Origin of the sequence: Mycobacterium simulans, assembly GCF_900232995.1 — a bacterium.
Lineage (GTDB): Bacteria > Actinomycetota > Actinomycetes > Mycobacteriales > Mycobacteriaceae > Mycobacterium > Mycobacterium simulans.
This window is the reverse complement of sequence record NZ_OCVX01000005.1, coordinates 386,109-409,877: the sequence shown is the minus strand read 5'-3', so window position 1 is coordinate 409,877 and position 23,769 is coordinate 386,109. Positions and strand designations below refer to the sequence as shown.

Genomic DNA, 23,769 nt, shown 5'->3' with positions numbered 1-23,769 from the left:
TAGAGGTGTACGTAGTGTGTATGATTCCTCGCCGCACGCGGATCCGTTCGTGTGTTCTACCTTGTTTTTTTTTAGGCAAGGCACGATTTTCATCCTGCTTTGTCGTCTTTTGAGGTGGCCGGGGAGTTGTTTAAAAGAGCCGGGCCCCCGCCATTGCCGATCAACCCGGCGGCCCCGCCGTTGCCGCCGGCCTGGCCGGGCGCCCCTGCCGCGCCATTGCCACCGTTGCCGATCAACATCCCGCCCGCACCGCCATTGCCGCCCGGGGTGGTCGCGTTAGCCCCGTCGCCGATCAGCGGGCGCCCCAGCATCGCCTGGGCAGGTGCGTTGATCACGTCCAGCACGCTTTGCTCCACGGCTTGCAACGGCGATACGTTCGCCGCCTCCGCGGCCGCATATGCGCCGCCCGCCCGGGTCAAGTTCCGTACAAATTCGTCATGGATCAGCGCGGCCTGCGCGGCCGCCGCCTGGTAGGCCTGGGCATGCTGTCCGAACAGCGCCGCGATGGCCACCGACACCTCGTCCCGGGCCGCCGCCAGTATGCCGGTGGTCACCGATGCGGCCGCGGCGTTGCCTGTGCTCAGCGACGACGCGATGGAATTCAAGTTAGCGGCAGCCGATGTCAGCACCTCGGGTGTAGTGATCACGAATGACATTTGCGTTGCCCACTCTCCGGATATGACGGGTGCGAAGCATCCCGGGTTTCATGCACACCCATTACGTGTGACGACAAAACCCAATGCAGGGCAGCGAGACCACTTCCGCGCGATTGGCAACCCGGAGTCCTGCTCGACCGCTTCTCGCCGTGTGCGGCGCATCATCACTCGTAGCGATATGACAATTATTTGTCATCTTGATGACAAATAATAATTATACCTGAGGGCGGAAGGCGTGTACACGGATTCGGCAAATCATCGCGAAAAGTCTCCGCGAGACGCCCCTCGCCTCGGTGCATCACGCAAGTATTCCCGCGAAACGGGTGACCATCGTGAGGCATGGGGAGTGGGTTGTCGATGTCGCCTCGTGCCGAGATCACCGCGACGTTCCCTCGCCTCGCCGGCCCGGGTCAATACCAGGCAGCCGCTACAGCGGTATCGCTGGCAGCAGGGTGAAGCTCGGCAAGATGGTCTGAGTGAGGTGGATCGGCGGAATGACAATGGGGAAGGGGCTGGTGAAGGCCCCAACCTGAATGCCGCCGAGCTCGATCTGCGGCAAAGTGGTGCCGGTGAGTGGTCCGATTGCGATGGGCGGAACGGTGATTTGGGGGAGGTCGAAGGTATTGAACGCGATGTTGCCGATGGCGAGATTCGATAGATTCAGCTGCAGGCCGGTGGGCAACTCGAGATTGATCGGGTTAATCGTGAAGGTTGGCAGGGTCAACGTCCCGAGTGTTCCGTCGATCACCAAGCTATATGGGCTGCCGACGTCGGTAGCGTTTACTAATGTCAAGGACGGGATTTTAGTTGCGGGAACCCCGAAGTGCACCCGTGTATTGAATGGGTTGGGTTCGATATTAATATCGGCGCCTTGCATGCCGATGAATGCAAATGTGTCGAGGTCTAAGCCGAAAGTATTCACTGGATTGGCGGGGTTGTATAGCGATATTTCAGGCAGGGCTATTCGTGGGATTTTGATCGTCGGTAGGCTAAAGTTGCCGACGGTGACCGCAGGCACAGTGAATGTGTCTACACTAATACTAGGCAATTGCGGTCTTATGCCGATACTTGGTATGTTAATTCCGCCGATGTTGATTCCGTTTACTTGAATGTTCGGTACGTCAATTTGACCCAGGCTGAACGGCGCCAGATTAATCGGCGGAACACTTATGGCGTTCAGGTTGAACGGGGGGAACGAGATTTGGGGAATGGTTATTTGCGGCACGTCGATGGTGGCAGTGACGGCCGGCGTGGTGATGGGCCCTAGGGTGGGGCCATCGGGTCCGGGGTTAATGAGGCCGGAGAACGGGTTTGTCCACTCGATGCCGATCCTCGGGATCAGCTTGAAGAAGTCGAGGTCGAGCGAACCGCCGGTTAGGGCGAGGGGATCGGGAGTGTTGAATCCGGCGATGTCGATGGCGCCGACGGCGATGTTGGGTATCTGGAATTGTCCAATGTCGATGGGGGGAACGATCACTGGGCCAAAGGTGATATCCGACACGCCGATCGACCCGATGTCGATCGTCACGCCGGGGTTGGTGAGGGTGATTTCGGGTGTTTGCCAAGAGGGAATGGATATATCCGGGATGGTGAACCCGGTGATTTCGATGGGCGGGAGGACGAAGCCGGTGTTTCCGGTGAACTGTCCGGTGCCGAGGTTGAAGTCTCCGATATATATTCCTGGGGTGGCCGTCGGCCCCTGTATTTCGAGGGCGAAGTTAACGAAGATGGTGGATGGGATGTCCAAATTAATGAAGATACCTCCCGGACCATTAACTTCTATATTCGGGACACCATTCAGCACTACGCTGACATAATTCAAAGAAGGATTGGCGCTCGTTAGCGGGCCTATATTACCGGGGATGTTGGAGCCACCAAATGGGATCCAGAATCCGCTTGCCGGTATTTGCACTGAAGGTAGGACAAGCGGGGCCGTGGCGAGTTGCGGTGTGCTGAATCCGCCGAGAGTTATGCCCGGTATGGAAATGGCGGGGAAGGTAAACGACGGTATGGTCAGACTTTGTGCCGATATAGATATGGTTGTGGGCGGTAGGCTAAAACTGCCTATCGATATTTGGGGGATGTTGAGTTCGGGAATAGAGAAGCTCCCGATGCCTAAACCTAAAAGGTTTAACGTGGGTAGCTGAAGGTTAGGGATGCTCACGGGCGGAATGGTTATTGTGGGTATCCCGACGGCCGCGGCGGGCTGCTGGCCGCTCACCGTGGGGGCGGACACAGCCGCGGCGGCCTGAGCCGGCAGGTTTGCAAGGTTCGCCAGCGGTTGGACGATAGGCGCCAACGCCGCGGTGATCGCCGAAGCCTCGCCGTGGTAGCCCACCATCGCGGCTATGTCCTGGGCCCACATCAACTCGTAGTCGGCTTCGGCGGCAAAAATGGCTGGCGTGTTGAGCCCCAGCAGGTTCGAGTTCACCAGCGCGACCAGTTGGTTGCGGTTGGCCGCGATCGCCGCCGGATACACCGTCGCCGCCTGCGCCGCTTCAAACGCCGCCGCAGCCGCCCGAGCTAGGCTGGCTGCGGTCTCGGCGTGCGCGCTGGCCGCGCTGAGCCACCCTAGGTGCGGAGCGGCCGCGGCCGTCATCGCCGCCGAGGCCGCGCCCTGCCACGCGTGGCCCGCCAGCCCTGAGGTCAGCGATTCGAACGAAGCCGCCGCCGAGCCCAACTCTGCGGCCAGGCCATCCCAGCCGCCCGCTGCCGCCAACAGCGGTCCCGACCCCGCGCCAGTGAACATCCGCATCGACGTGACCTCGGGCGGGAGCACCTGGAAACTCATTTGGATCCACTCCTTGTGTTCATGCAGGCGGGATGGGATGAAGCCCCCCGGGGTTACATGCACACCTCGATGCGTGTGACCATAGACCTAATGCTCGGGCGGCGAGGCCATTCCCGCGCAGAAGGAAACCCGGAATCTTGCTCGACCGCTTCTCGCGTTGCGTCACCGCCATCAACTAACGATTATTCGTCATATTGATGACAGATAGTTAATCTACCCGATGGACGGAAACGCGCACAAGGGTTTCGGCGTGCCGGCACTTTGAGGCATCCCCGGTTTCATGCATACCTCGGTACGTGTGCGCCACGGCGATGCGGGCCAGCTTTCTCGTCACCGGCATAGCCAACGCCCGCACCTGGGCGACAACCGACTGCGCCGCCTTCCACAAGGGACTGTGGCGCCAGTCTGGTCGACTAATCCCAACGAACGCCTAAACCGCGAAATCCGCAGGTGCGCAGACGTTGTCGGCAACGCCGCACTGCCCCACCGGCCACCGACGGCTTGCAAGAACTGGCGCCCGCGACATGATCAACCCATCGTTTGTGATCAACCGTCTGGCCGGATCGAATGGCAGCCGCCCCAAAGTACCTCGAGGGGCGGATCGTCAACCGCTGCGGTACAAGGTCTTTGCACCGCAGCTGAGCGTGTCTGCCGTCGCGCGGATCTCAGCTATATAGCGTTCGCGCTCCGATTTGCTGACTTCCGCGCGCAACGGCCCGAGCTGTAGTTCGTAACTCGCCTTGCCGTCGGCGAACACCGGAGCCGCCAGATAGCCGATCGACAGCGGCTGCGCAGACGCGAGTTGCTCTTTCGTGTAGGGGATTGGAGCGAGCTCGGCAAACAGCTTGAACATTTGCCGTCGCAGCGAGCTACGCTGCGGGTTCTCCGCCAGCAGTTCGGCTACCTCGCCGAGCAAGTCGAGCACCTTTGGGTCCGACTCGCCCAACCCGTAAACCGCCACGCCGGTCGTATGTATTTGTGACAGCACATCCTTGAGGATGCGCCGATCAGCCGGGCTAGCCGTGGCCAGCCACTCGCGGCGCGCGGGCAGATCACGGTGCGCAATCACCGCCGCGCAGGCAGGCGCGCCAACCGGCAAGCGGAGGCCGGCACCGACCCCAGCCGGCATCTTGCCCCTGCCGGGGACGCTGACGAGGAAGGTCATGTCAGTGGAACCGACCCAGGCCAGCGTTGCCCCACAACCCGCGCGCTGCGCCAATTCCTCAAGCGCGTGGGTGATCTCGGCTGAAACCGGGAAGGCTCGGTGCACTGCGTCGGCCACGCCGATCAGCCCCGGACCCAAGGCGTATCTGCGATCCGATTGCCGAGTCACCCACCCGGCACGCTCAAGCGCTAGCAGGATCGATGTCGCGGTCGATCGGTTGAGCTCCAGCCGGGAGGCGATCGACGCGACCGAATTCGGCTCATGCTGGGTCGCCAGGAGTTCGATGACTGCGACTACCCGATCAGTCGGCGGCGATCCGGGCCGCTGACTTGCGTCGGCTGGGCGGGGCTCGGCCATCTCGCTCCTCTTCAGCTGTGCCGGAAGTCACCGATCATACGTCAAATACTTGTCAGCTCACCTCGACGCCGCCCCAATTAAATCTTAGGCAGGAAGAGGAACACGTTCGACGCTCACGGCACACTGAGTTGTCAACTGAGTAGGCCGCACGTCAAATCCGTTGCGCGTGTGTCGAATTGGCGGACGTTGCACGTCGATGACGCCGAAACCCTGGTAGCCGTCGCAGTGATCGCTAGAGGCGGCGAGCAAGCGTGTCGGCAGCGGCCACTAGGTCTGCTGCCCAACGCGCCCCAGGGCGTCGGCCCATCCGATCGACGGGACCGGACACCGATATCGCGGCCACTACAACACCGCGGCTATCGCGCACCGGGGCCGACACGCTTGCTACCCCGGCCTCGCGTTCGGCCACGCTCTGCGCCCAGCCGCGGCGGCGTACTTCGGCCAGCGCTCGGTCAGTGAACTTCGCATGAGGTAGCACGGCCTGCTGGGTGGCAATGTCGCTGTGAGCCAGCAGAACTTTGGCCCCGGAGCCCGCCGTCATCGGCAACCGGGCCCCGACCGGGACCGTATCGCGAAGGCCTGCAGTCGGTTCCAGCGCGGCCACACAGACGCGCGACGTACCTTCGCGGCGGTACAACTGAACGCTTTCGCCGGTGGTCTCACGCAGCTGGGGGAGCACCGCCGCGCTCGCGGCCAGCAGTGGATCGTTGACATGGGCCGCAAGTTCGGTGACCGCAGGGCCAAGTCGCCAACGCCCCTCTTCGTCACGGCCCAGCAGGCGATGAACCTCCAAAGCGGCCGCCAGCCGATACGCGGTGGCCCTGGGCAGACCGGTTCGGTCGCACAGTTCGGCCAGCCCGCAGGGGGATTCCGCGGCCGCGTGCAGCACGCCCACGGCTTTGTCGAGTACGCCAATACCGCTATGCTGTCTCATAACGAGATATTAGCGTCTCGCATCGTGAGACGACGCGGAATCGAGGCCACTTCGACATGGAAAACGCAATCGACAAACCGCGCACGCTGGCCGAGAAGGTTTGGGACGACCACGTCGTGGTACGCGGCCAAGACGGTGCGCCCGACTTGATTTACATCGACCTGCACTTGGTCCACGAGGTGACCAGTCCGCAGGCTTTCGACGGTTTGCGGCTGAACGGCCGGAAGGTGCGACGGCCCGATCTAACAATCGCCACCGAGGATCACAACGTGCCCACCGTTGACATCGACAAGCCGATCGCCGACTTGGTGTCGCGCACGCAGGTGGAGACGTTGCGTCGGAACTGCGCCGAATTCGGTGTCCGGCTGCATCCAATGGGCGATATCGAGCAGGGCATCGTGCATGTCGTCGGACCGCAATTGGGGCTCACCCAACCGGGAATGACGATCGTGTGCGGCGACAGCCACACCTCAACGCACGGCGCATTCGGCGCGCTGGCGATGGGCATTGGCACCTCCGAGGTCGAGCATGTGCTTGCCACGCAGACGCTGCCGCTACGGCCCTTCAAGACGATGGCGGTCAATGTAGACGGGCGATTGCCCGAAGGTGTATCGGCCAAGGACATCATTCTTGCGTTGATCGCCAAGATCGGTACCGGCGGTGGGCAGGGTCATGTCATCGAATATCGCGGCAGCGCCATCGAAACGCTGTCCATGGAAGGCCGAATGACGATCTGCAACATGAGCATCGAAGCCGGTGCCCGGGCCGGCATGGTGGCTCCCGACGAGACCACTTACGAATTCATAAGCGGCCGTCCGCATGCGCCGAAAGGTGCCCAATGGGACGCCGCGCTCGCGTATTGGCAACGACTGCGCACCGACGATGGAGCCGTATTCGACACCGAGGTATATCTCGATGCCACCTCGTTGAGCCCATTCGTCACCTGGGGTACCAACCCCGGTCAGGGCGTGCCATTGGCTGCCGCCGTGCCCGATCCCGAACTGATGACCGATGACGCCGAGCGACAGGCCGCGGAGAAAGCGTTGGCGTACATGGACCTTCGCCCCGGCACTCCGATGCGCGATATCGCGGTCGACGCCGTATTCGTGGGATCGTGCACGAACGGTCGCATCGAAGACTTGCGGGTGGTGGCCGACGTGTTACGTGGGCGCCAAGTGGCCCAGGGCGTGCGGATGTTGGTCGTTCCGGGATCGATGCGGGTGCGCGCGCAGGCCGAAGCCGAAGGTCTGGGAGAGATCTTCACCGCCGCGGGTGCCGAATGGCGGTTGGCCGGATGCTCTATGTGCTTGGGTATGAACCCCGATCAGCTCGCGCCCGGACAGCGGTGTGCGGCGACGTCCAACCGCAACTTTGAAGGGCGCCAGGGCAAGGGCGGCCGAACGCATTTGGTGTCACCGGCGGGCGCCGCAGCCACCGCGGTTCGCGGCACCCTTTCCGCTCCGGCCGATTTGAATTTGAACTGACCCACACGAACCCAGAAGAACGGGGACAGCATGGAAGCATTTCGTACCCACACCGGCATTGGTGTGCCGCTGCGGCGGTCGAACGTCGACACCGATCAGATCATTCCCGCCGTGTTTTTGAAGCGCGTCACCCGAACCGGTTTCGAGGACGGCTTGTTTGCGCGCTGGCGCACGGATCCGTCATTCGTGCTAAACCTCAGCCCCTTTGACCGGGGTTCAGTCTTGGTCGCCGGACCGGATTTCGGCACCGGATCTTCGCGGGAGCACGCGGTGTGGGCGCTCATGGACTACGGATTCCGGGTGGTTATCTCGTCTCGATTCGGCGACATTTTTCGCGGCAACGCGGGCAAGGCCGGGCTGCTGGCGGCCGAAGTCGACCAAGACGGTGTGGAACTTCTTTGGAAGCTCATCGAGCAGAGTCCAGGGTTGGAAATCACTGCCAATCTTCAAGATCGAAATATCATCGCGGGAACAGTGGTGCTGCCGTTCAAGATTGACGATCACACTGCGTGGCGACTGCTCGAAGGCCTTGACGATATAGCCCTTACGCTGCGGAAACTCGACGATATCGAGTCTTTTGAGGCGGCTTACCCGGGTTGGAAACCGCGCACTCTGCCCACCCCTTGAAGGGTCGAGCGAGCGGAATTTTCGTCGCTTGTAACCCCTCCGGCGCGGGCAAGCTGGACCCATTTTAGGCCGCGCCACCGGTCAAGGGCGGCAATCGGATTGCGAAAATTCCGATCGATGGGGCCTGAAATTGCGCGTGGCTCTTGGCAATTTGCCAGGTGAGGGTTTACCGTGTTCGCTAGTCGGTTCCAAAACGAGGACCACTAGCTTCGGAGGGATTGGATGAACAAAGCAGAGCTCATAGATGTGCTGACACAGAAATTGGGCTCGGACCGTCGGCAGGCCACCGCCGCTGTCGAGAATGTCGTCGACACGATTGTGCGTGCGGTACACAAGGGTGACAGCGTCACCATTACCGGGTTCGGCGTGTTCGAACAGCGCCGCCGTGCGGCTCGCGTGGCCCGCAATCCCCGTACCGGCGAAACGGTGAAGGTAAAGCCGACGTCAGTGCCGGCGTTCCGTCCGGGCGCCCAATTCAAAGCCGTTGTGTCTGGCGCACAGCGTCTCCCGGCGGAAGGGCCCGCCGTCAAGCGTGGTGTAGTGGCGAGTGCGGCCAAGAAGGCGGCAAAGAAGGCGCCGGCCAGGAAGGCCGCGAGCAAGGCGCCGGCCAAGAAGGCCGCCGCCAAGGCGCCAGTGCGCAAGGCGGCGACCAAGGCTCCGGCCAAGAAGGCCGTAACCAAGGCGCCGGCCAAGAAGGCCGCGACCAAGGCGCCGGCCAAGAAAGCCGCGACCAAAGCGGTGAAGAAGGCCGCCGCCAAGGCGCCAGTGCGCAAGGCGGCGACCAAGGCTCCGGCTAAGAAGGCGCCGGCCAAGAAGGCTGCGAGCAAGGCTCCTGCCAAGAAGGCTACGGCCAGGCGGGGTCGCAAGTAGGTCAGCAAGCGCAGATACCCTTCGGGCGGCAGCGATGTCCCCGAAGGGTATTTGTGTGTTAGGCCCGCACGTTGGCCGCCAACGCGCCACCGATGTGGTCGGCTGCTATCAGCCGGCCGCCCGACAGCGAGAGCACCCACGTACTGCCTTTGTGGTTGCGAGCTTTGTCGGGGCGCACACCGTCGCGCTCACACCACCATGCGATCAGGTCAGGAATCACCTTGCCCTGTGAGCAGATCACCGGTGTGCCTTCTTGCGAGGCGATCCGTAGAACTCGGTGGCGGCCGCGTTTGGGATTCTTGGCGTAGGACTCCTCGGTGAGGGTGGGCTCGTTGCGAATCGTCACATCCAGTTCTGCGGCTAGCGGTTCCACCGTCTGATGGCAGCGCACCCTGTCGGCCGCATAGACGTCGGTTGCGCCGAACGCCAGCAGCTGACCAACCAGTGCCTCCGCTTGCGCACGTCCCTTCTTGTCCAATGGTCGCTTGGTGTCGTCCCCGGAGAAGCGTGCCTTGCTACCCGCGGTGCCATGCCGGACCACCAGCACCGTGCGCGTGTCTGGCGGATGTTTGGCGAACCGGCGCAAGACCTTTCGATCTTGGGCATAGTCGAGTTTTTTCAACGCGTCGGCAACCGGCAACCAAATCAGGTCATCGACCTCGCTTCCCGGGACGAATGAGCCGCCGATGCTGCGCGCCGCCCAGTAGTGCACCTTCTTGACGCCTTGCTCGGTCGGGTAAGCCACCATGGTGAGTCGCCTGCCGAGGTGCGCGTGGTGACCGGTCTCCTCGAGGACCTCTCGCACCGCACCCACTGGCGCGGTCTCACCCGGGTCGACTTTGCCCTTGGGCAGCGACCAGTCGTCGTAACGTGGGCGGTGAATCACCGCAATCTCAACCGATTTGCCGTCGCCGGGGCGCCACAAAACCGCGCCGGCGGCATGCACGATCCGGCCACCCGGACGTCGGCGGGTCGCCGAGTTCTGGATCGACACCTCAACTCCTGCAGGTCAATTCGGCCAGGGCCGCTCGCGGTCTTGGATGTGGCCCGGAAAACCGGAATCACCACACAGTGTCAGGGGCTGGTGTGTCGCTCCATCAGCGATACCTGGTGGTCGCGCACACTGTGGCCTTCTTGAGGCGAAGCGGTCCACTGCCCGTCGGGGCCGAGCTCCCAACAGCGGGTGGACGGGTCCAGCGCGGATTCGAATAAGTCGTCGAGTTGTGCCGTCAGCCTGGGGTCCTTGACTTGAACCATCACCTCGACGCGGCGGTCGAGGTTGCGGTGCATCATGTCGGCGCTGCCGATCCAGAACTCGTCGATGGCGCGGAAGTGCAGGATCCGCGAATGTTCCAGGAATCGGCCGAGAATCGATCGCACGAATATGTTGTCGGAAAAGCCTTCCGCACCTGGGCGCAGTGAACAAATGCCACGCACCACCACTTCGACCCGCACTCCTTCCCGTGACGCGCGATACAGCGCATCGATGACTTGTTCATCGACAAGGGCATTCATCTTGAGTCGGATATGGCCGTTACCGCTTTCGCGGTGGGCGGCAACTTCCCGCTCAACACGTTCGATGATGCCGGTGCGAATTCCATGGGGCGCCACCAAAAGGTTGCGGTAGGACAGCTTGCGTGAGTAGCCGGTGAGCGAATTGAACAGGTCGGTCAGGTCGGCTCCGATATCGGGTGCTGCAGTCAACAGGCCGACATCCTCGTACAGCCGCGCGGTCTTGCTGTTGTAGTTACCGGTCCCGATGTGGCAGTACCGCCGGATCGCCGAACCCTCCCGGCGTACCACCAGTGACGTCTTGCAGTGCGTCTTGAGTCCGACGAGCCCGTAGGCCACATGCACACCCGCCTGCTCCAGTTGGCGCGCCCACTGGATGTTGGCCTGTTCGTCGAAGCGGGCCTTGATCTCAACCAGTGCTACGACTTGCTTTCCGGCCTCGGCGGCGTCGATCAATGCGCGGACGATCGGCGAATCGCCGGAGGTGCGGTACAACGTTTGCTTGATCGCCAGCACATTTGGGTCCGCGGCGGCCTGCTCGATGAATCGCTGCACGCTGGTGGAGAACGAGTCGTATGGATGGTGCACCAGAACATCGCCTTCGCGCAGTGTGGCGAAGATGCTCTTGGGTGTCTCTCGCTCGGCGAAGGCGGGATGGGTGGCCGGAACGAATGTCCGGTCCTTGAGCGCTGGCCGGTCGATGCCGTAGATCTGCCACAGCGACGAGAGGTCGAGCAGCCCCGGCACTTCGATGACGTCGCCGGGATGCACGTCGAGTTCGCGCAGCAGCAATTCCGACATGCTCTCGGTCATATCGTCGGCGACCTCGAGCCGTACCGGCGAACCGAACCTGCGGCGGGCCAGTTCCCGTTCGAGCGCCTGCAACAGGTCCTCGTCGCGATCCTCTTCAACCTCGAAGTCGGCGTTGCGAGTGATGCGGAACGCATGATGTTCGACGATTTCCATGCCCGGGAAAAGCACCGGCAGGAAGGCCGCGATGAGCTCCTCCATGGGCAGGAATCGGAGAACGGCCTGGCCGTCGGTCCCATCGGCCCCTTCGATATCGCTACGACTTTCCAGTTCGACGAAGCGATCGACGTTGTCGGGCACCTTGACCCGCGCGAAATGCTGTGCACCATCCTCGGGTTGGCGCACCGTGACCGCCAGGTTCAGACTCAACCCGCTGACAAATGGGAAGGGATGGGCGGGGTCGACGGCTAGCGGGGTCAGCACCGGGAAGACCTGCTCATTGAAATAGGTCGACAACAGCTCGCGCTCAGCCTCGTCCAGATCGGCCCACGTAACGATGTAGATGCCTTCCTCGCCGAGTGCAGGCAGCACCGAATCAAGGAACACCCGTGCATGGTGGATAGCGATCTGCTGGGTCTTCTCGCCAATGAGGCGCAGTTGCTCGCGCGGCGTCAGACCGTCGGAGGAGCGGACCGACAACCCCATCTCGTCGCGGCGCTTGAGCCCGGCGACCCGAACCATGTAGAACTCATCGAGGTTGGACGCGAAAATCGCAAGGAACTTGGCTCGCTCCAACAATGGCAGTGAGTTATCGGCGGCCAGCGCGAGCACCCGTGCATTGAAGTCCAGCCAGCTCAGTTCGCGGTTGAGGTAGCGATCGTCCGGCAGCAGGTCGCTGATCGTGTCGGCGGTCGCGGCGGGAGGTGCTGCCAGGGCGGAGTCTTCTGAAACCCAGGCGTTCTCGTCGGTACGCACCTCAGCTTCGATATCGGTCACTCTGCGATCATTGCCTATCGCCCGGCGGTGCTGCCAGCACTCGGCGGACATCCATTTGCTGTTGGTCTGACGTTCATCGTACGGACGCTCGGGCAGGCCCGCTAACGGTGCGCTAGCGGCGTCCGAAGGCGCGCGCGGTCGCCGGACCCACCCCGAGCCGACGGGCGGCAGTCAGGTCGGCGGGTGTGTCGACGTCGCATCGCAGGCCAGGCCATGCGCCGGTCAGCTCGATAGCGCCCGAACGGCGGTGCCGCGCGGAGGAATCCGGCCCGAACCGCGGGTCGAGCGTGGTTCCGAAGGCACACAGTACGGCCGTTCCGGTGCCCAGCCGGTCCGCGACGAAACTGCGTTGATGCTGGCGCGCGGCCGAGATCGCCTCGGCAAGCTCCTGCGTTTGCAGCGCAGGTAAATCGCCTTGCAGCACAACGATATTGGCGGACGAATCGGCGACCACGCGTTCGGCGGCGATGATGGCGTTGTTCAGCGGGTCGGGATCGCCTTCCGGCGTTGGGTCGGCGAGGACGTCGGCTCCGAGTTCTGCCGCTGCGGCCGCCGCGACTTCGTCGGGTGTAATGACGGTGATCGAGCGCAATGAACTCACTCGTGCCGCCGCGGTCAGGGTATCCACCAGCATGGCGAGCACCACATTCTCGCGGGTCTGTGCCGAGAACACTGGGGCCAGCCTGGTCTTGGCGGCGGCCAACCGCTTTACGGCGATGATTAAACCGACATCACCCCGGGTGCCGCTCATGCTCACGAGCGTCACACTAGCGCGATGGTGGCAACCGAGCGCCAAGCTGGCGTGACGATAGCCGGTTGCTGAACTAGGGTGTAGCGGCTGCAGATGCCGCAACAGACGACATGTGAGACGGATAGGAGCGGTGGATGGCCAGCACGGGAACCGTGGCGGTGATGGGGGCCGGTGCATGGGGTACTGCCCTGGCCAAGGTGCTCGCCGAGGCGGGCGGACCGGAATCAGAGGTCACGTTGTGGGCGCGGCGGCCGGACGTCGCCAACCAAATCAACACCACCCGATACAACCCCGACTATCTACCCGGTGCGTTGTTGCCACCCGGTATCCGTGCCACCGCGGATGCGGCTGAGGCGCTGCACGGCGCGTCGACGGTGTTGCTGGGAGTGCCGGCGCAGACGATGCGTAGCAATCTCGAGCGGTGGGCGCCACTGTTGCCTGAGGGTGCGACGTTGGTCAGCCTGGCCAAGGGCATCGAACTCGGGACGCTAATGCGGATGAGCCAGGTGATCATTGCGGTGACGGGATGCGACCCCGCACAGGTTGCGGTGATTTCGGGGCCCAACCTGGCCAGTGAGATCGCCGAGTGCCAGCCCGCAGCCACCGTCGTCGCGTGCAGCGACTCCGGTCGGGCCGTCTCCTTGCAGCGGGCCCTGAACAGCGGCTACTTCCGCCCCTACACCAACGCCGATGTCATCGGCACCGAAATCGGCGGGGCCTGCAAGAACGTCATCGCACTTGCCTGCGGGATGGCGGTCGGTGTGGGCCTCGGCGAAAACACCGCGGCGGCCATCATCACCCGCGGCCTCGCGGAGATCATGCGGCTGGGGCTCGCGCTCGGCGCCAAAGGTGCAACGCTGGCCGGCCTGGCAGGGGTGGGCGATCTGGTGGCCACCTGCACCTCACCGCATTCGCGTAACCGGTCGTTGGGTGAACGTCTGGGCCGGGGCGAGCCCATGGAATCGGCGATACATGGTCAGGACGGTCACGTCGTTGAGGGGGTGACGTCGTGCGAGCCCGTGCTTGCGTTGGCGTCCAGCTACGACGTCGAAATGCCACTCACCGACGCCGTACATCGGGTCTGCTACAAGGGACTGTCGGTGAACGAGGCGATAGCCCTGTTATTGGGGCGCAGCACCAAGCCCGAGTGATCCGAGGCGCGGGTGCCCCACCGGGTAGCCTCTTTTAACTGTGAATGCCAGCGACCGCCGTGGCGAGCGTATCCGAGTTGCCGTCGTGTTCGGCGGGCGCAGCAATGAGCACGCCATCTCGTGTGTGTCCGCGAGCAGCATTCTGCGCAATCTGGACTCGCAGCGGTTCGAGGTAATCGCCATCGGTATCACCCCGGAAGGTTCGTGGGTGCTCACCGACGGCGACCCCGATGCACTGGCGATCACCAACCGGCAACTGCCGGCCGTGAGTTCCGAATCGGGCACCGAGTTGGCCCTTCCTTTCTCCATGCCGGTCTCCATGCCGGCCGATCCGGCGCGGGGCGGTCAAGTGGTGCCGCTACCGCCCGGCGCCGGTGAGGTGCTGGGCTCGGTCGACGTGGTGTTCCCGGTGCTGCACGGTCCGTATGGCGAGGACGGAACGATCCAGGGACTGCTTGAACTTGCCGGCGTGCCCTACGTCGGCGCCGGCGTGCTGGCCAGTGCCACGGGGATGGATAAGGAATTCACCAAGAAGCTGTTGGTGGCCGACGGACTTCCGGTTGGCGCGTATGCGGTGTTGCGCCCGTCGCGGCCGACGCTGCACCGCGATGAATGCGAGCGCCTGGGTTTGCCGGTTTTCGTCAAACCCGCACGGGGTGGATCGTCGATCGGCGTCAGCCGGGTGACGAGCTGGGATCAGCTGCCGGCCGCGGTAGCGCTGGCCCGCCGACATGATCCGAAGGTGATCATCGAGGCGGCGATCAACGGTCGCGAGCTGGAATGCGGTGTGCTCGAAAAGCCTGACGGCACAGTGGAAGCCAGTACGTTGGGCGAGATCCGGGTGGCCGGCGTGCGCGGCCGCGAGGACGCCTTCTACGACTTTGCGACGAAATACCTCGACGATGCAGCCGAGTTGGACGTGCCGGCCAAGGTCGACGACGACGTCGCCGACGCGGTGCGGCACTTGGCCATCCGAGCGTTCGCGGCCATCGACTGCCAGGGCCTGGCTCGGGTGGACTTTTTCCTCACCGACGACGGCCCGGTGATCAACGAGATCAACACCATGCCGGGTTTCACGACCATCTCGATGTACCCGCGAATGTGGGCGGCCAGCGGCGTGGACTACCCCACCCTGCTGGCGACGATGGTGGACACGGCACTGGCCCGCGGCGTCGGCCTGCGCTAGCCCGATGGTGCCGACCCGCCGCGCCCGGCGCTAGCGCCGCGCTTGCGGTCGTCACACGCCTGATGGTGCCGACCCGCCGCGCCCGGCGCAAACGCCGCGCTTGCGGTCGTCACTAGGGGGCGGGCGCTGGATCGATCGGCACCGCAGCGATGGTGCGGTCGATCACCTCAGACAGCTGCTGAATCGGGGTGGGCCCCGAGCCAGCGGGCAAAGTTAGAGCCACATATACCGGGCGGTCAACGGTATACCAGGTGGACCGGGCTTCGCCGGCGGATTGCGCGGCCACCTCGAACCATTGCACTCGGTCAACGACCTGGATGGGGGAACCCACGACGAATTCGGCCGGGCGCTCGAGTCCGCAGCGCATGATCACCGGCTCGCTGTTGGGCGTGGCGCGCCAGGCCGACGCGCCTTGGGGTGCGGGCTGGGCGATAGGTGCGCGCCGATAGTCCCCGAGTTGCTGCGGCAACGCCGCCACCAGTGCCTGGCACGGGGGAGCGGTCGCCTGCGGGGCGGGTGCGGCGGGCAGGGCTATCGGTTGCTCTGGCGCGTGGCGGGTGGCCGCGAGGGCCAGGATTACCCCGATCGATGCCACGGCCAGCGCCACCGCGGCAATGATCAGGGCGCGTGGTGGCATGCCCAAATCGCGCTCTGCGTCGGGCACCGGGCTGGCAACCTCCAATCTCGTAAACTGACGCGGCGGGCAGGGACCCAACTTACCGCAGGTCGGGCGAGGTGTAGGTGGCGTGAGCGAAGACGGATCCGGGCAGTCTCCGACGCTCGAGCAGGTCGGCGAATTCGCCGTCATCGAGCGGTTGATACGGGGGCGACGGCAGCCCGCCGCGGTCGCGATTGGGCCCGGCGACGATGCGGCGGTGGTATCCGCCGGCGACGGTCGAACCGTGGTATCGACCGACATGTTGGTGCAGGATCGGCATTTTCGGCTGGACTGGTCGACACCTCACGACGTCGGCCGCAAGGCAATCGCCCAGAACGCGGCCGACATCGAGGCGATGGGCGCGCGGCCCATCGCGTTCGTGGTGGGTTTCGGCGGACCCGGCGATACACCGACGGTCCAGCTGGCGAGACTCGTCGACGGAATGTGGGACGAGGCAGAGCGAATCGGCGCCGGCATCGTCGGCGGCGATCTGGTCAGGTGTCCGCAGTGGGTGGTGTCGGTGACCGTGCTCGGTGACCTTGGCGGACGGGCGCCAGTGTTGCGTTCGTGCGCCAGAGCCGGCTCGGTGGTTGCCGTCGCCGGCGAACTGGGCCGTTCTGCAGCAGGATATACGCTGTGGCACAACGAGATTGAGGGATTCGACGAGTTGCGGCGGCGCCACGTGACGCCGGAGCCGCCCTATGGCCAGGGTGCGGCTGCCGCGGCCGCCGGGGCCCAGGCGATGATCGACGTCTCCGACGGCCTGATCGCCGACCTGGGGCATGTCGCCACGGCATCCGGGGTAGGTATCGATGTGTCCACCGAGTCCTTGGCCGCGGACCACGGCGCGCTCACCGCCGCCGCTGCCGCCGCCGGCGTCGATCCGTGGCCGTGGGTGCTGAGCGGGGGCGAAGACCACGCCCTGGTGGCCTGTTTCGCCGGACCGGCACCGACGGGATGGCGCGTGATCGGTCGGGTGCTCGACGGGCCGGCCCGGGTGCTGGTCGACGGCGAGGAGTGGGGCGGGTATGCGGGTTGGGAATCTTTCAGCCCGTGACTTATAGCCCGAGCGTGCGCAGAGTGCCAGTACGTGCGGCGTGTCGCTGCACAAACACGCACGTTCGCGGGCAAAAAAGTAGGGTGGCGCGGTGACCGTCTACGCGATCGCCCAGTTGAAATTCACCGACCGGGCTTCCTACGACCGCTATCAGGCCAAGTTTATGGAGGTCTTCCGTCGTCATCCGGGAACGCTGCTGGCGGCCGACGAGTCGCCGCAGGTGGTGGAAGGGGAGTGGGACCGCGAGAAGGTGGTGCTGATGTCCTTTCCCGACGAGGACGCATTCCACGGCTGGGCGCAATCACCTGAGTACCAGGATATTTCGAAGGACCGCCGCGCGGGAGCCGATACCGTGGTGCTGCTGGCGGAGGGGCTGCAGTGACCGCGCGCCCATTGCACGAACTAGTCGAGCGGGGGTGGGCGGCCGCGCTGGAGCCGGTGACCGACCAGGTGGCCCGGATGGGGCAGTTCCTGCGCTCGGAGATCGCGGCCGGCCGCAGGTACCTTCCCGCCGGGCCGAACGTGTTGCGCGCCTTCACTTTCCCGTTCGACGAGGTGCGCGTCCTGATCGTGGGACAAGACCCGTACCCAACACCCGGACATGCGGTGGGGCTGAGCTTCTCGGTGGCGCCTGATGTCCGTCCGCTACCACGCAGCCTGGCCAACATCTTCGACGAGTACACCGCCGACCTGGGCCATCCGTTACCCTCGTCCGGGGATCTGACGCCGTGGGCCCAGCGCGGAGTGCTCCTGCTGAACAGGGTGCTCACGGTGCGCCCCAGTAACCCGGCGTCGCATCGAGGCAAGGGCTGGGAAGCCGTCACCGAGTGCGCGATTCGTGCACTGGCCGCCCGCTCCAAGCCTTTGGTGGCGATCCTGTGGGGCCGTGACGCGTCGACGCTCAAGCCGATGTTGGCAGATGGCAATTGTGTCGCGATCGAGTCGCCGCACCCCTCGCCACTGTCGGCGTCTCGCGGGTTTTTCGGCTCTCGGCCGTTCAGCCGCGCCAATGAGCTCCTCGCCGGGTTGGGCACTGACCCGATCGATTGGAGGTTGCCATGACCGAGATGACGGCGTTACGTGCGCACCACCGGGGCGGCCCGGAGGTGCTCATCGTCGAACGCGCGCCTATGCCTGTGCCTGCCGCCGGCGACGTCTTGGTGGAGGTACATGCCGCAGCGATCACCTTCGACGAATTATCGTGGGAGGAAACCTGGACCCGCGACGGTGCCAGTCGGACTCCGACCATCGTGTCGCACGAAGTGTCCGGTGTCGTTGCCGATGTCGCCTCGGGTATAACGGATTTCCAGGTTGGCGACGAGGTCTACGGACTGATCGGATTTGAGCGCGACGGCGCGGCAGCCGATTTCGTCGCGGTGCCAGCAGCCGACCTTGCCGCCAAGCCGTCCACGGTTACGCACACGGTTGCCGCGGCGTTGCCCTTGGCCGGGCTGACGGCGTTGCAGGCCCTAGTGGATCACGCCGCCGTGCGGCCGGGGGAAGCGGTACTGGTGCACGGCGGCGCTGGTGGAGTCGGTGGACTGACGGTCCAACTGGCCGCCATCCGTGGTGCCGACGTCACCGCGACCGTGCGCAGCGATGCCGTCGATCTGGTCCGGGGCTTCGGCGCCCAACGCGTAATCGATGTACGCGCGGAAGCGTTTGAGGACGCCGGAGCCACCTTTGATGTTGTGGTCGACACCGTCGGCGGCGACACGCTCGACCGATCGTTTGCCGTGCTGCGCCCGGGCGGACGGCTAGTAACGCTGTCGGCGCCGCCGCCGGCTGGCAAGGCTGACGAATATGGCATCAGCGCAACGTTTTTCATCGTTACCCCCGATCGGGGCCAACTCACCGAACTCGCCTCGATGGTCGACAGTGGCCGGCTGCACGTGGAAATCGCGGCGACCTTTCCCCTTGACCGTGGCCGGGAGGCATTTGAAAGCGGCCGGCGCCCGGGACACCGCGCCGGTAAGACGGTCATCGTGGTTCGGGAGTAGTAGAGGCTGACACCATGCAACGTAGGTACGACCTGGACGAAACCATCCGGCAACGGCGCTCGACGCGCATGTTCCTACCCGACCCGGTGCCACGGCACCTGGTCGAGGAGTCACTCGAGCTGGCCAGGTGCGCACCGTCCAATTCCAACGTGCAGCCGTGGCATGTTGTCGTCACGTCGGGGCCGGCCCGGGATCGACTGGTTGCGGCCATGCTGGAGAAGGCCCGTTCGGAACCGCCGAACGTTCCGGAACTGCCGGCCGCGTTCGCTCACCTGCGACGGGAGTTGGGGGCGCAGGTATACGGCTCGATGGGCATCGCCCGCGATGACGCCCAGGCTCGGCGCATCGCGGTGCTACGCAACTGGGAATTCTTCCGGGCCCCGTTGGGGGCCGTCGTATCGATGCACCAGGACTTCGGTCTGGTCGACAGCATGGGTGTCGGCATGTTCTTACAGACGCTGTTGCTGGCTCTGACCGCGCGCGGGCTTGGCACCTGCGTTCAGGTTTCGATCGCCGGTTATCCAGACATTGTCCGCAAGCATCTAGGCATCGCGGCTGACATGACCATCCTGTGTGGCCTGGCGATCGGCTACCCGGATCCGGAGTTCCCTGCCAACTCGCTGCGTATCGGGCGCGACAGCATGGACAAGCATGTGGTGTTTCTGGACCAGTGAAGCCTCGATGAGTAGAACATCATTGGGTGATCATCGGCAGCAGGTAGGTGCGCACGTACGCGCGGGTGTCGTCAATGGTGGCGAGGTTGATGCTGGTGTGTGGGGTGACGATGAACGAAAGCGTGAGCCGAGCGTGCAGCTCCGCGACGGTGCGCAGGTGGCGCTCCTGCTCAGGTGTGGTGGGGTTCGCGCCGTAGAGATCCGTGCGCAATTGGGACGCTGACTGGTCGGTGGCGAAATCAAGGATGGCGCCGGCGTCGATGGTCAGGCTGGGCAGGATCGTCTCGGGTTCGGTGCGAAGTAGCTTTCGCAGCAGAGCGTGCTCCCGCAAGAAGGTCACGGTGAACACGGTGCCGTAGACCAGGCGGTCTTCCAGAGTGCTGCCCTGTGCACGGGCTTGCGCGCTGCCGTCGAGGTAGCGGCGTGCCTCCGCGAGAACGAGGGCGTCGATCAGAGCGGCCTTGGTAGGGAAACGGCGGTAGACCGTCGCGCGGCCCAGGCCGCTGCGGCGTGCGATGTCCTCCATGGTGGTGCGGCGGATTCCGACGAGTTCGGCCTGCTCAAGTGCGGCATCCAGGATCCGAGTGGTGACATCGTCGGGATTCTGCAGCTGAGCGAGGACAGCGGGATCCGGCGCGGTCAGGCGCCGTACAAACTCGGCCGTGCGGGTCGCGGTCACGTGGATGTTCCTTGCTTGCTTGCGTCGGTCACCGTATCGTGAAGCATACGAGACAATGATTGCATATCTGTCTCAGTTGTCTCGCAAATCCGGTCCTTTCTAGGGGGAGGGGAGCTGATATGGGCGTCGGACTGTGGGCTCGATGGCTGGCGATGCACGGCGCGCCGCGGGCGTTCATGCAGGTCCGAGCGCGACGGGGTGATCCGCTGGCCCGGCTGATCGTCGGTCAGGGGCGGGATGATTTCTGCCGGGATCCGTATCCACTTATGGAGGAAATCCGCGCGCGCGGATCATTGGTGCGCACACCGTTCACCTGGGTTAGTGTCGACCACGCCATTTGTCGAGAAGTATTGCGAGACAAACAGTTTGGTGTCACAGCTCCGGCGACGATGGACCTTCCGCGACCATTGCATGCGCTGATCAGCCGGACCGACCCCGGCGTGGCCAACCCGGTCGAACCGCCGGCCATGGTCATCGTCGACCCGCCGGATCACACCCGCTATCGGCAATTGGTGGCACAAAGCTTCACCCCACGCGCCATCGACCGACTCGACAGTCGGGTCACCGAAGTAACCCAGGACCTCATCGAAAAGCTGGCCCGCACACCACATCCCGATCTGATCGCTGATTTCGCCTCGCGATTGCCGGTCGCGATCATCGGCGAGATCCTCGACCTCCCCGCCGATACTCATCCGCGGATGCTGGAATGGGGGCACAGCGGCGCGCCGCTTTTGGACGTGGGGATTGGCTGGAAGACCTACCGCCGCGCGATCGACAGCCTGCGCGACGCCGATCACGATCTCCGGGAACGCTTCCATCAGCTGCGCGCCGGGACGGCTGGCGACACCCCGTTCAGCCGGCTGGCCGCCGACGGCACGTTGACCGACCGCGAGTTCACCGCCAACGCCGCGCTACTCGTCGGTGCCGGGTTCGAAACCACTGTCAACTTGATCGGCAATGGCATCGTTGTGCTCCTGCAACACCCTGAACAGCTGACCCAGCTACGCGAAGACCCGAATTTGTGGCCGACTGCCGTCGAGGAGATCTTGCGTTTCGACAGCCCAGTGCAGATGACCGCGCGAACCGCACAGTGCGATGTCGAGATCGCAGGACAGCGGGTCGGCGCCGGCGACATGCTTGTTCTGCTGCTCGGCGGCGCCAATCGCGACCCACACGTGTTCGCCGACCCCAGCCGCTTTGACATCACCCGCGCCAACGCGCGCGAGCATCTGGCCTTCGCGTCCGGCATCCATGCCTGCATCGGTGCCGCGCTGGCCCGCATCGAAGGAACCACCGCGCTGCGGGCCCTGTTCGAGTCCTTTCCCGATCTGCGGCTCACCGCGCCCCCACAGCGGCGGGGGTTGGCCAATCTACGCGGATTCACGCATATGCCAGCACAACTCGGCAGCAGACGGACCACGCCAGCCGGGCTGCCAGCTTGACCGGATCAACGCGGTGCGACGATGCCGTTGTCGTAGGCGTAGACGATCGCCGCGGCGCGGTCACGCAGGTCGAGCTTTCCGAAGATCCGGCCGATATGGCTCTTGACCGTGACGCCTGAGATACAGAGTTCGTCCGCGATCTCTTTGTTGGAAAGGCCTTTTCCGATAAGCGTGAGGACGTCGAGCTCTCGGGTGGTCAGCTCGGCGATGTCACCGCCCGGTTTTTCATCAGGAACTCGGCCTGCCTTGCGGTAGGTGCTGAGCACGCGTGAGGTGACCGCCGTGTCCAGATAGCTGTCTCCTCTCGCGACGGCCCGGACTGCGCGAATCAGCTCCTCGGCCGAAGAGTCCTTGAGCACGAAGCCGGCTGCGCCCGCCCGCAGAACCCCGGACAATAACTCGTCCTCGTTGAAGGTGGTCAGTGCGAGCACCGGCGGCGCTCCATCCTGCCCCCCAACCAATCTCCGCGTCGCCTCGATGCCGTCGACGCGTCGCATTCGCAGGTCCATCACGACGACGTCGGGTCGGTGCCGGGCCACGGCCGCTGGGACCTCGTCACCGTCGGCGCATTCGGCGACGATGTTGAAACCGTCCTTGCGGCGCAGGATTCGGCGCAGCCCGGAGCGCACCAGATCCTGGTCGTCCACGAGCAGCACGGCGATCTCGGGTGCGTTGTCGGTCACAGGGATCATGGCGTGCACCGCCATGGGCGCCAGCCGGTGTCGCTGTCATGCAGCGGTATTTCGGCGCACACCGACCACCCGTCGGGTGTCGGGCCGACATCGATGGCTCCGCCGAGGAGCTCGACCCGTTGGCGCATGCCGCGCAGACCGCGACCCTCCGGCGATTTGGCGGCGGCTACCGCGGCCGGTAATCGATTATTGACGGTAAGCCTTGCTAGGCGCGTTGAAATATCGAGCACCACAGTTGATTTGGAATCGGGAGCGTGTTTGGCGACGTTGGCCAGCGATTCCTGGGTGATGCGGTACAGCGCCAGGCCGACCGCTGCCGAGACGTGCTGGGTGCTTCCTTGGAGACGAAGTGCGACGGACAGGCCGGCCCGCTCGAAATCCTCGACGAGGACACTGATGTCGTCGATACCGGGTTCGGGCGCCCATTGCGCGGTCTTCGCTGGAGAACTGTCAAGGAGGCCCACGGTGCGACGGATGTCGGCCATCGCCTGCCGGCCGAGTTGCTCTGCCTGTTCGAGCGCCTCCACGGCGTCGTCGACGTCGCGATCCTGCTGCAGCACCCGCCGGGCTCCGGTCACATGCAGCAGCGTGACGGTAAGCGAGTGGGCGATGACGTCGTGCACTTCGCGCGCGATGCGCCGGCGCTCGTCGGCCGCCGCGTGCTCTGCCAGCGCCTCGTGGGCCAGGATTTGTTCGGCCAGCAGCCTGCGCTGGGTGTTCATGAGGTAGCCGATCAGCCAGCCGCCCGCGACGAAACCCAGGTACAGCGCCACCGGGTCGAGGCGGTCTAGCGCCGCCGCGGTGAGCAACAACGCGGTCGCCGACACGGCGGCCAGGAAGCCCCCGACGCCAGAGGTCAACGTCCCGACAACGCCGACCATCAGCACCAGCAATGCCGGGGCGAAATCGGCGTGAACGCGCGTTGACGTGGCGAACAGCATCACCGCGGTGGCCGCGGACCAGGTCGCCCACAGCAGCACGGGGCCGAACTTTATGTTGAAGAAATAAAACACCAGCGCCGGCGAGACGGTCATCGCGAACGCAACCAGGGTCACCGGAAGGTCGGCAGCGGGTCGCTGCAGTGTCGCGAGCAATCCGCCGAGTAGCAGCATGATGTCGGTGATGATCACAAACGACCACGTGATCCCGACGGGGATCAGTTCACCCCGTCGGCGTAGCTGTTCCCGCAGGTAGCACGCTGCGGCATCGAACATTTTTCAATCGTAGGACTGCACGGCGCCCGGTCACATCCTGCTGGGGTCGGCACCCGCCTCCGCCCGTGGTAGGAGACGAAGACCGAACCCTGGCACGACGCGCGGAAGTGGTGTGACTTCCTA

The 23,769-nt window shown here is 64.4% G+C and carries 21 protein-coding genes and 2 pseudogenes; 12 read left to right on the top strand and 11 right to left on the bottom strand.

The annotated features are described in order from the left end of the window. Window positions 1–146: 146 nt before the first annotated feature. Together MSIMFI_RS29355 and MSIMFI_RS20450 are read right to left on the bottom strand one after the other, a co-directional pair. Window positions 147–656: pseudogene (locus MSIMFI_RS29355) on the bottom strand (PE family protein); the annotation flags it as partial. Between the two features lie 427 nt (window positions 657–1,083). Continuing rightward, window positions 1,084–3,447 (bottom strand): PPE family protein, encoded by a 2,364-nt coding sequence (locus MSIMFI_RS20450; protein WP_191498890.1) that lies wholly within the window; start codon window positions 3,445–3,447, stop codon window positions 1,084–1,086. Between the two features lie 377 nt (window positions 3,448–3,824). On the opposite strand from MSIMFI_RS20450, the pseudogene MSIMFI_RS30070 reads away from it, so the two are divergent. After that, window positions 3,825–3,916 (top strand): annotated as a pseudogene (locus MSIMFI_RS30070) (transposase); the annotation flags it as partial. A 135-nt stretch (window positions 3,917–4,051) separates the two neighbouring features. Here MSIMFI_RS30070 and MSIMFI_RS20445 read toward each other — a convergent pair. Further along, window positions 4,052–4,969, bottom strand: a complete 918-nt coding sequence (locus MSIMFI_RS20445; RefSeq protein ID WP_191498889.1) for a helix-turn-helix domain-containing protein — start codon at window positions 4,967–4,969, stop codon at window positions 4,052–4,054. A gap of 232 nt (window positions 4,970–5,201) precedes the next feature. Continuing rightward, on the bottom strand, window positions 5,202–5,903 hold the full coding sequence (locus MSIMFI_RS20440) for an IclR family transcriptional regulator (protein ID WP_191498888.1): 702 nt from the start codon (window positions 5,901–5,903) through the stop codon (window positions 5,202–5,204). Window positions 5,904–5,959: 56 nt separating this feature from the next. Between MSIMFI_RS20440 and leuC the strand changes: the two genes are divergently transcribed. The 3 genes from leuC (at window position 5,960) to MSIMFI_RS20425 (ending at window position 8,884) form a co-directional block, all read left to right on the top strand. Further along, window positions 5,960–7,387: a 3-isopropylmalate dehydratase large subunit gene (leuC, locus tag MSIMFI_RS20435; protein ID WP_191498887.1), complete on the top strand. Its 1,428-nt coding sequence runs from the start codon at window positions 5,960–5,962 to the stop codon at window positions 7,385–7,387. A 30-nt stretch (window positions 7,388–7,417) separates the two neighbouring features. Next, window positions 7,418–8,014, top strand: a complete 597-nt coding sequence (gene leuD, locus MSIMFI_RS20430) for a 3-isopropylmalate dehydratase small subunit (RefSeq protein WP_191498886.1) — start codon at window positions 7,418–7,420, stop codon at window positions 8,012–8,014. A 222-nt stretch (window positions 8,015–8,236) separates the two neighbouring features. Further along, on the top strand, window positions 8,237–8,884 hold the full coding sequence (locus MSIMFI_RS20425; RefSeq protein WP_191498885.1) for an HU family DNA-binding protein: 648 nt from the start codon (window positions 8,237–8,239) through the stop codon (window positions 8,882–8,884). Window positions 8,885–8,942: 58 nt separating this feature from the next. Here the strand turns inward: MSIMFI_RS20425 and MSIMFI_RS20420 are convergent, their stop codons facing one another. The 3 genes from MSIMFI_RS20420 to cofC form a co-directional block, all read right to left on the bottom strand. Continuing rightward, window positions 8,943–9,878 (bottom strand): 8-oxo-(d)GTP phosphatase MutT1, encoded by a 936-nt coding sequence (locus tag MSIMFI_RS20420; protein WP_191498884.1) that lies wholly within the window; start codon window positions 9,876–9,878, stop codon window positions 8,943–8,945. 80 nt (window positions 9,879–9,958) lie between these two features. Continuing rightward, window positions 9,959–12,193: an RNA degradosome polyphosphate kinase gene (locus MSIMFI_RS20415; RefSeq protein ID WP_191498883.1), complete on the bottom strand. Its 2,235-nt coding sequence runs from the start codon at window positions 12,191–12,193 to the stop codon at window positions 9,959–9,961. Window positions 12,194–12,254: 61 nt separating this feature from the next. After that, window positions 12,255–12,893 carry a 2-phospho-L-lactate guanylyltransferase gene (gene cofC / locus MSIMFI_RS20410; RefSeq protein ID WP_191498882.1) on the bottom strand — a complete coding sequence of 213 codons (639 nt, stop codon included), beginning with the start codon at window positions 12,891–12,893 and terminating at the stop codon, window positions 12,255–12,257. Window positions 12,894–13,027: 134 nt separating this feature from the next. Between cofC and MSIMFI_RS20405 the strand changes: the two genes are divergently transcribed. Both MSIMFI_RS20405 and MSIMFI_RS20400 read left to right on the top strand, forming a co-directional pair. After that, complete coding sequence (locus MSIMFI_RS20405) at window positions 13,028–14,044, top strand: NAD(P)H-dependent glycerol-3-phosphate dehydrogenase (RefSeq protein WP_191498881.1); 1,017 nt, start codon at window positions 13,028–13,030, stop codon at window positions 14,042–14,044. 40 nt (window positions 14,045–14,084) lie between these two features. Next, window positions 14,085–15,230, top strand: a complete 1,146-nt coding sequence (locus MSIMFI_RS20400) for a D-alanine--D-alanine ligase family protein (RefSeq protein WP_191498880.1) — start codon at window positions 14,085–14,087, stop codon at window positions 15,228–15,230. A 112-nt stretch (window positions 15,231–15,342) separates the two neighbouring features. On the opposite strand, the gene MSIMFI_RS20395 is transcribed toward MSIMFI_RS20400, so the two are convergent. Next, window positions 15,343–15,867 carry a DUF3515 domain-containing protein gene (locus MSIMFI_RS20395; protein ID WP_191499099.1) on the bottom strand — a complete coding sequence of 175 codons (525 nt, stop codon included), beginning with the start codon at window positions 15,865–15,867 and terminating at the stop codon, window positions 15,343–15,345. A gap of 109 nt (window positions 15,868–15,976) precedes the next feature. On the opposite strand from MSIMFI_RS20395, the gene MSIMFI_RS20390 reads away from it, so the two are divergent. From MSIMFI_RS20390 to MSIMFI_RS20370, 5 genes are all read left to right on the top strand, one after another. After that, window positions 15,977–16,945 (top strand): thiamine-phosphate kinase, encoded by a 969-nt coding sequence (locus MSIMFI_RS20390; RefSeq protein ID WP_191498879.1) that lies wholly within the window; start codon window positions 15,977–15,979, stop codon window positions 16,943–16,945. Window positions 16,946–17,036: 91 nt separating this feature from the next. Further along, on the top strand, window positions 17,037–17,327 hold the full coding sequence (locus tag MSIMFI_RS20385) for a DUF1330 domain-containing protein (protein ID WP_191498878.1): 291 nt from the start codon (window positions 17,037–17,039) through the stop codon (window positions 17,325–17,327). Beyond that, window positions 17,324–18,007: a uracil-DNA glycosylase gene (locus tag MSIMFI_RS20380; RefSeq protein WP_186242365.1), complete on the top strand. Its 684-nt coding sequence runs from the start codon at window positions 17,324–17,326 to the stop codon at window positions 18,005–18,007. The genes MSIMFI_RS20385 and MSIMFI_RS20380 overlap by 4 nt, the downstream gene beginning before the upstream one ends. 5 nt (window positions 18,008–18,012) lie before the next feature. Beyond that, the gene (locus MSIMFI_RS20375; protein WP_191499098.1) at window positions 18,013–18,945 is read left to right on the top strand and encodes an NADP-dependent oxidoreductase; all 933 of its coding nucleotides are present in this window, start codon (window positions 18,013–18,015) and stop codon (window positions 18,943–18,945) included. Between the two features lie 14 nt (window positions 18,946–18,959). Next, entirely contained in the window at window positions 18,960–19,619 is a 660-nt protein-coding gene (locus MSIMFI_RS20370) for a nitroreductase (RefSeq protein ID WP_191498877.1), read from the top strand. A 19-nt stretch (window positions 19,620–19,638) separates the two neighbouring features. Here the strand turns inward: MSIMFI_RS20370 and MSIMFI_RS20365 are convergent, their stop codons facing one another. Beyond that, the gene (locus tag MSIMFI_RS20365; RefSeq protein ID WP_191498876.1) at window positions 19,639–20,298 is read right to left on the bottom strand and encodes a TetR/AcrR family transcriptional regulator; all 660 of its coding nucleotides are present in this window, start codon (window positions 20,296–20,298) and stop codon (window positions 19,639–19,641) included. Between the two features lie 119 nt (window positions 20,299–20,417). Between MSIMFI_RS20365 and MSIMFI_RS20360 the strand changes: the two genes are divergently transcribed. Next, complete coding sequence (locus MSIMFI_RS20360; protein ID WP_191498875.1) at window positions 20,418–21,740, top strand: cytochrome P450; 1,323 nt, start codon at window positions 20,418–20,420, stop codon at window positions 21,738–21,740. Between the two features lie 5 nt (window positions 21,741–21,745). On the opposite strand, the gene MSIMFI_RS20355 is transcribed toward MSIMFI_RS20360, so the two are convergent. Continuing rightward, window positions 21,746–22,432, bottom strand: a complete 687-nt coding sequence (locus tag MSIMFI_RS20355) for a response regulator transcription factor (protein ID WP_396820476.1) — start codon at window positions 22,430–22,432, stop codon at window positions 21,746–21,748. Next, window positions 22,429–23,646 (bottom strand): sensor histidine kinase, encoded by a 1,218-nt coding sequence (locus tag MSIMFI_RS20350; protein WP_186242369.1) that lies wholly within the window; start codon window positions 23,644–23,646, stop codon window positions 22,429–22,431. Before MSIMFI_RS20350 ends, MSIMFI_RS20355 begins: the two co-directional genes overlap by 4 nt. Window positions 23,647–23,769: the final 123 nt, after the last annotated feature.

Coding starts and splice junctions, on each gene's coding strand:
- MSIMFI_RS20375 (WP_191499098.1), top strand. CDS start 18,013: ATGACGGCGTTACGTGCGCACCACCGGGGCGGCCCGGAGGTGCTCATC.
- leuD (WP_191498886.1), top strand. CDS start 7,418: ATGGAAGCATTTCGTACCCACACCGGCATTGGTGTGCCGCTGCGGCGG.
- MSIMFI_RS20440 (WP_191498888.1), bottom strand. CDS start 5,903: ATGAGACAGCATAGCGGTATTGGCGTACTCGACAAAGCCGTGGGCGTG.
- MSIMFI_RS20450 (WP_191498890.1), bottom strand. CDS start 3,447: ATGAGTTTCCAGGTGCTCCCGCCCGAGGTCACGTCGATGCGGATGTTC.
- MSIMFI_RS20355 (WP_396820476.1), bottom strand. CDS start 22,432: ATGATCCCTGTGACCGACAACGCACCCGAGATCGCCGTGCTGCTCGTG.
- MSIMFI_RS20445 (WP_191498889.1), bottom strand. CDS start 4,969: ATGGCCGAGCCCCGCCCAGCCGACGCAAGTCAGCGGCCCGGATCGCCG.
- MSIMFI_RS20370 (WP_191498877.1), top strand. CDS start 18,960: ATGCAACGTAGGTACGACCTGGACGAAACCATCCGGCAACGGCGCTCG.
- cofC (WP_191498882.1), bottom strand. CDS start 12,893: ATGAGCGGCACCCGGGGTGATGTCGGTTTAATCATCGCCGTAAAGCGG.
- MSIMFI_RS20350 (WP_186242369.1), bottom strand. CDS start 23,646: ATGTTCGATGCCGCAGCGTGCTACCTGCGGGAACAGCTACGCCGACGG.
- MSIMFI_RS20405 (WP_191498881.1), top strand. CDS start 13,028: ATGGCCAGCACGGGAACCGTGGCGGTGATGGGGGCCGGTGCATGGGGT.
- MSIMFI_RS20395 (WP_191499099.1), bottom strand. CDS start 15,867: ATGCCACCACGCGCCCTGATCATTGCCGCGGTGGCGCTGGCCGTGGCA.
- MSIMFI_RS20415 (WP_191498883.1), bottom strand. CDS start 12,193: ATGTCCGCCGAGTGCTGGCAGCACCGCCGGGCGATAGGCAATGATCGC.
- leuC (WP_191498887.1), top strand. CDS start 5,960: ATGGAAAACGCAATCGACAAACCGCGCACGCTGGCCGAGAAGGTTTGG.
- MSIMFI_RS20425 (WP_191498885.1), top strand. CDS start 8,237: ATGAACAAAGCAGAGCTCATAGATGTGCTGACACAGAAATTGGGCTCG.
- MSIMFI_RS20360 (WP_191498875.1), top strand. CDS start 20,418: ATGGGCGTCGGACTGTGGGCTCGATGGCTGGCGATGCACGGCGCGCCG.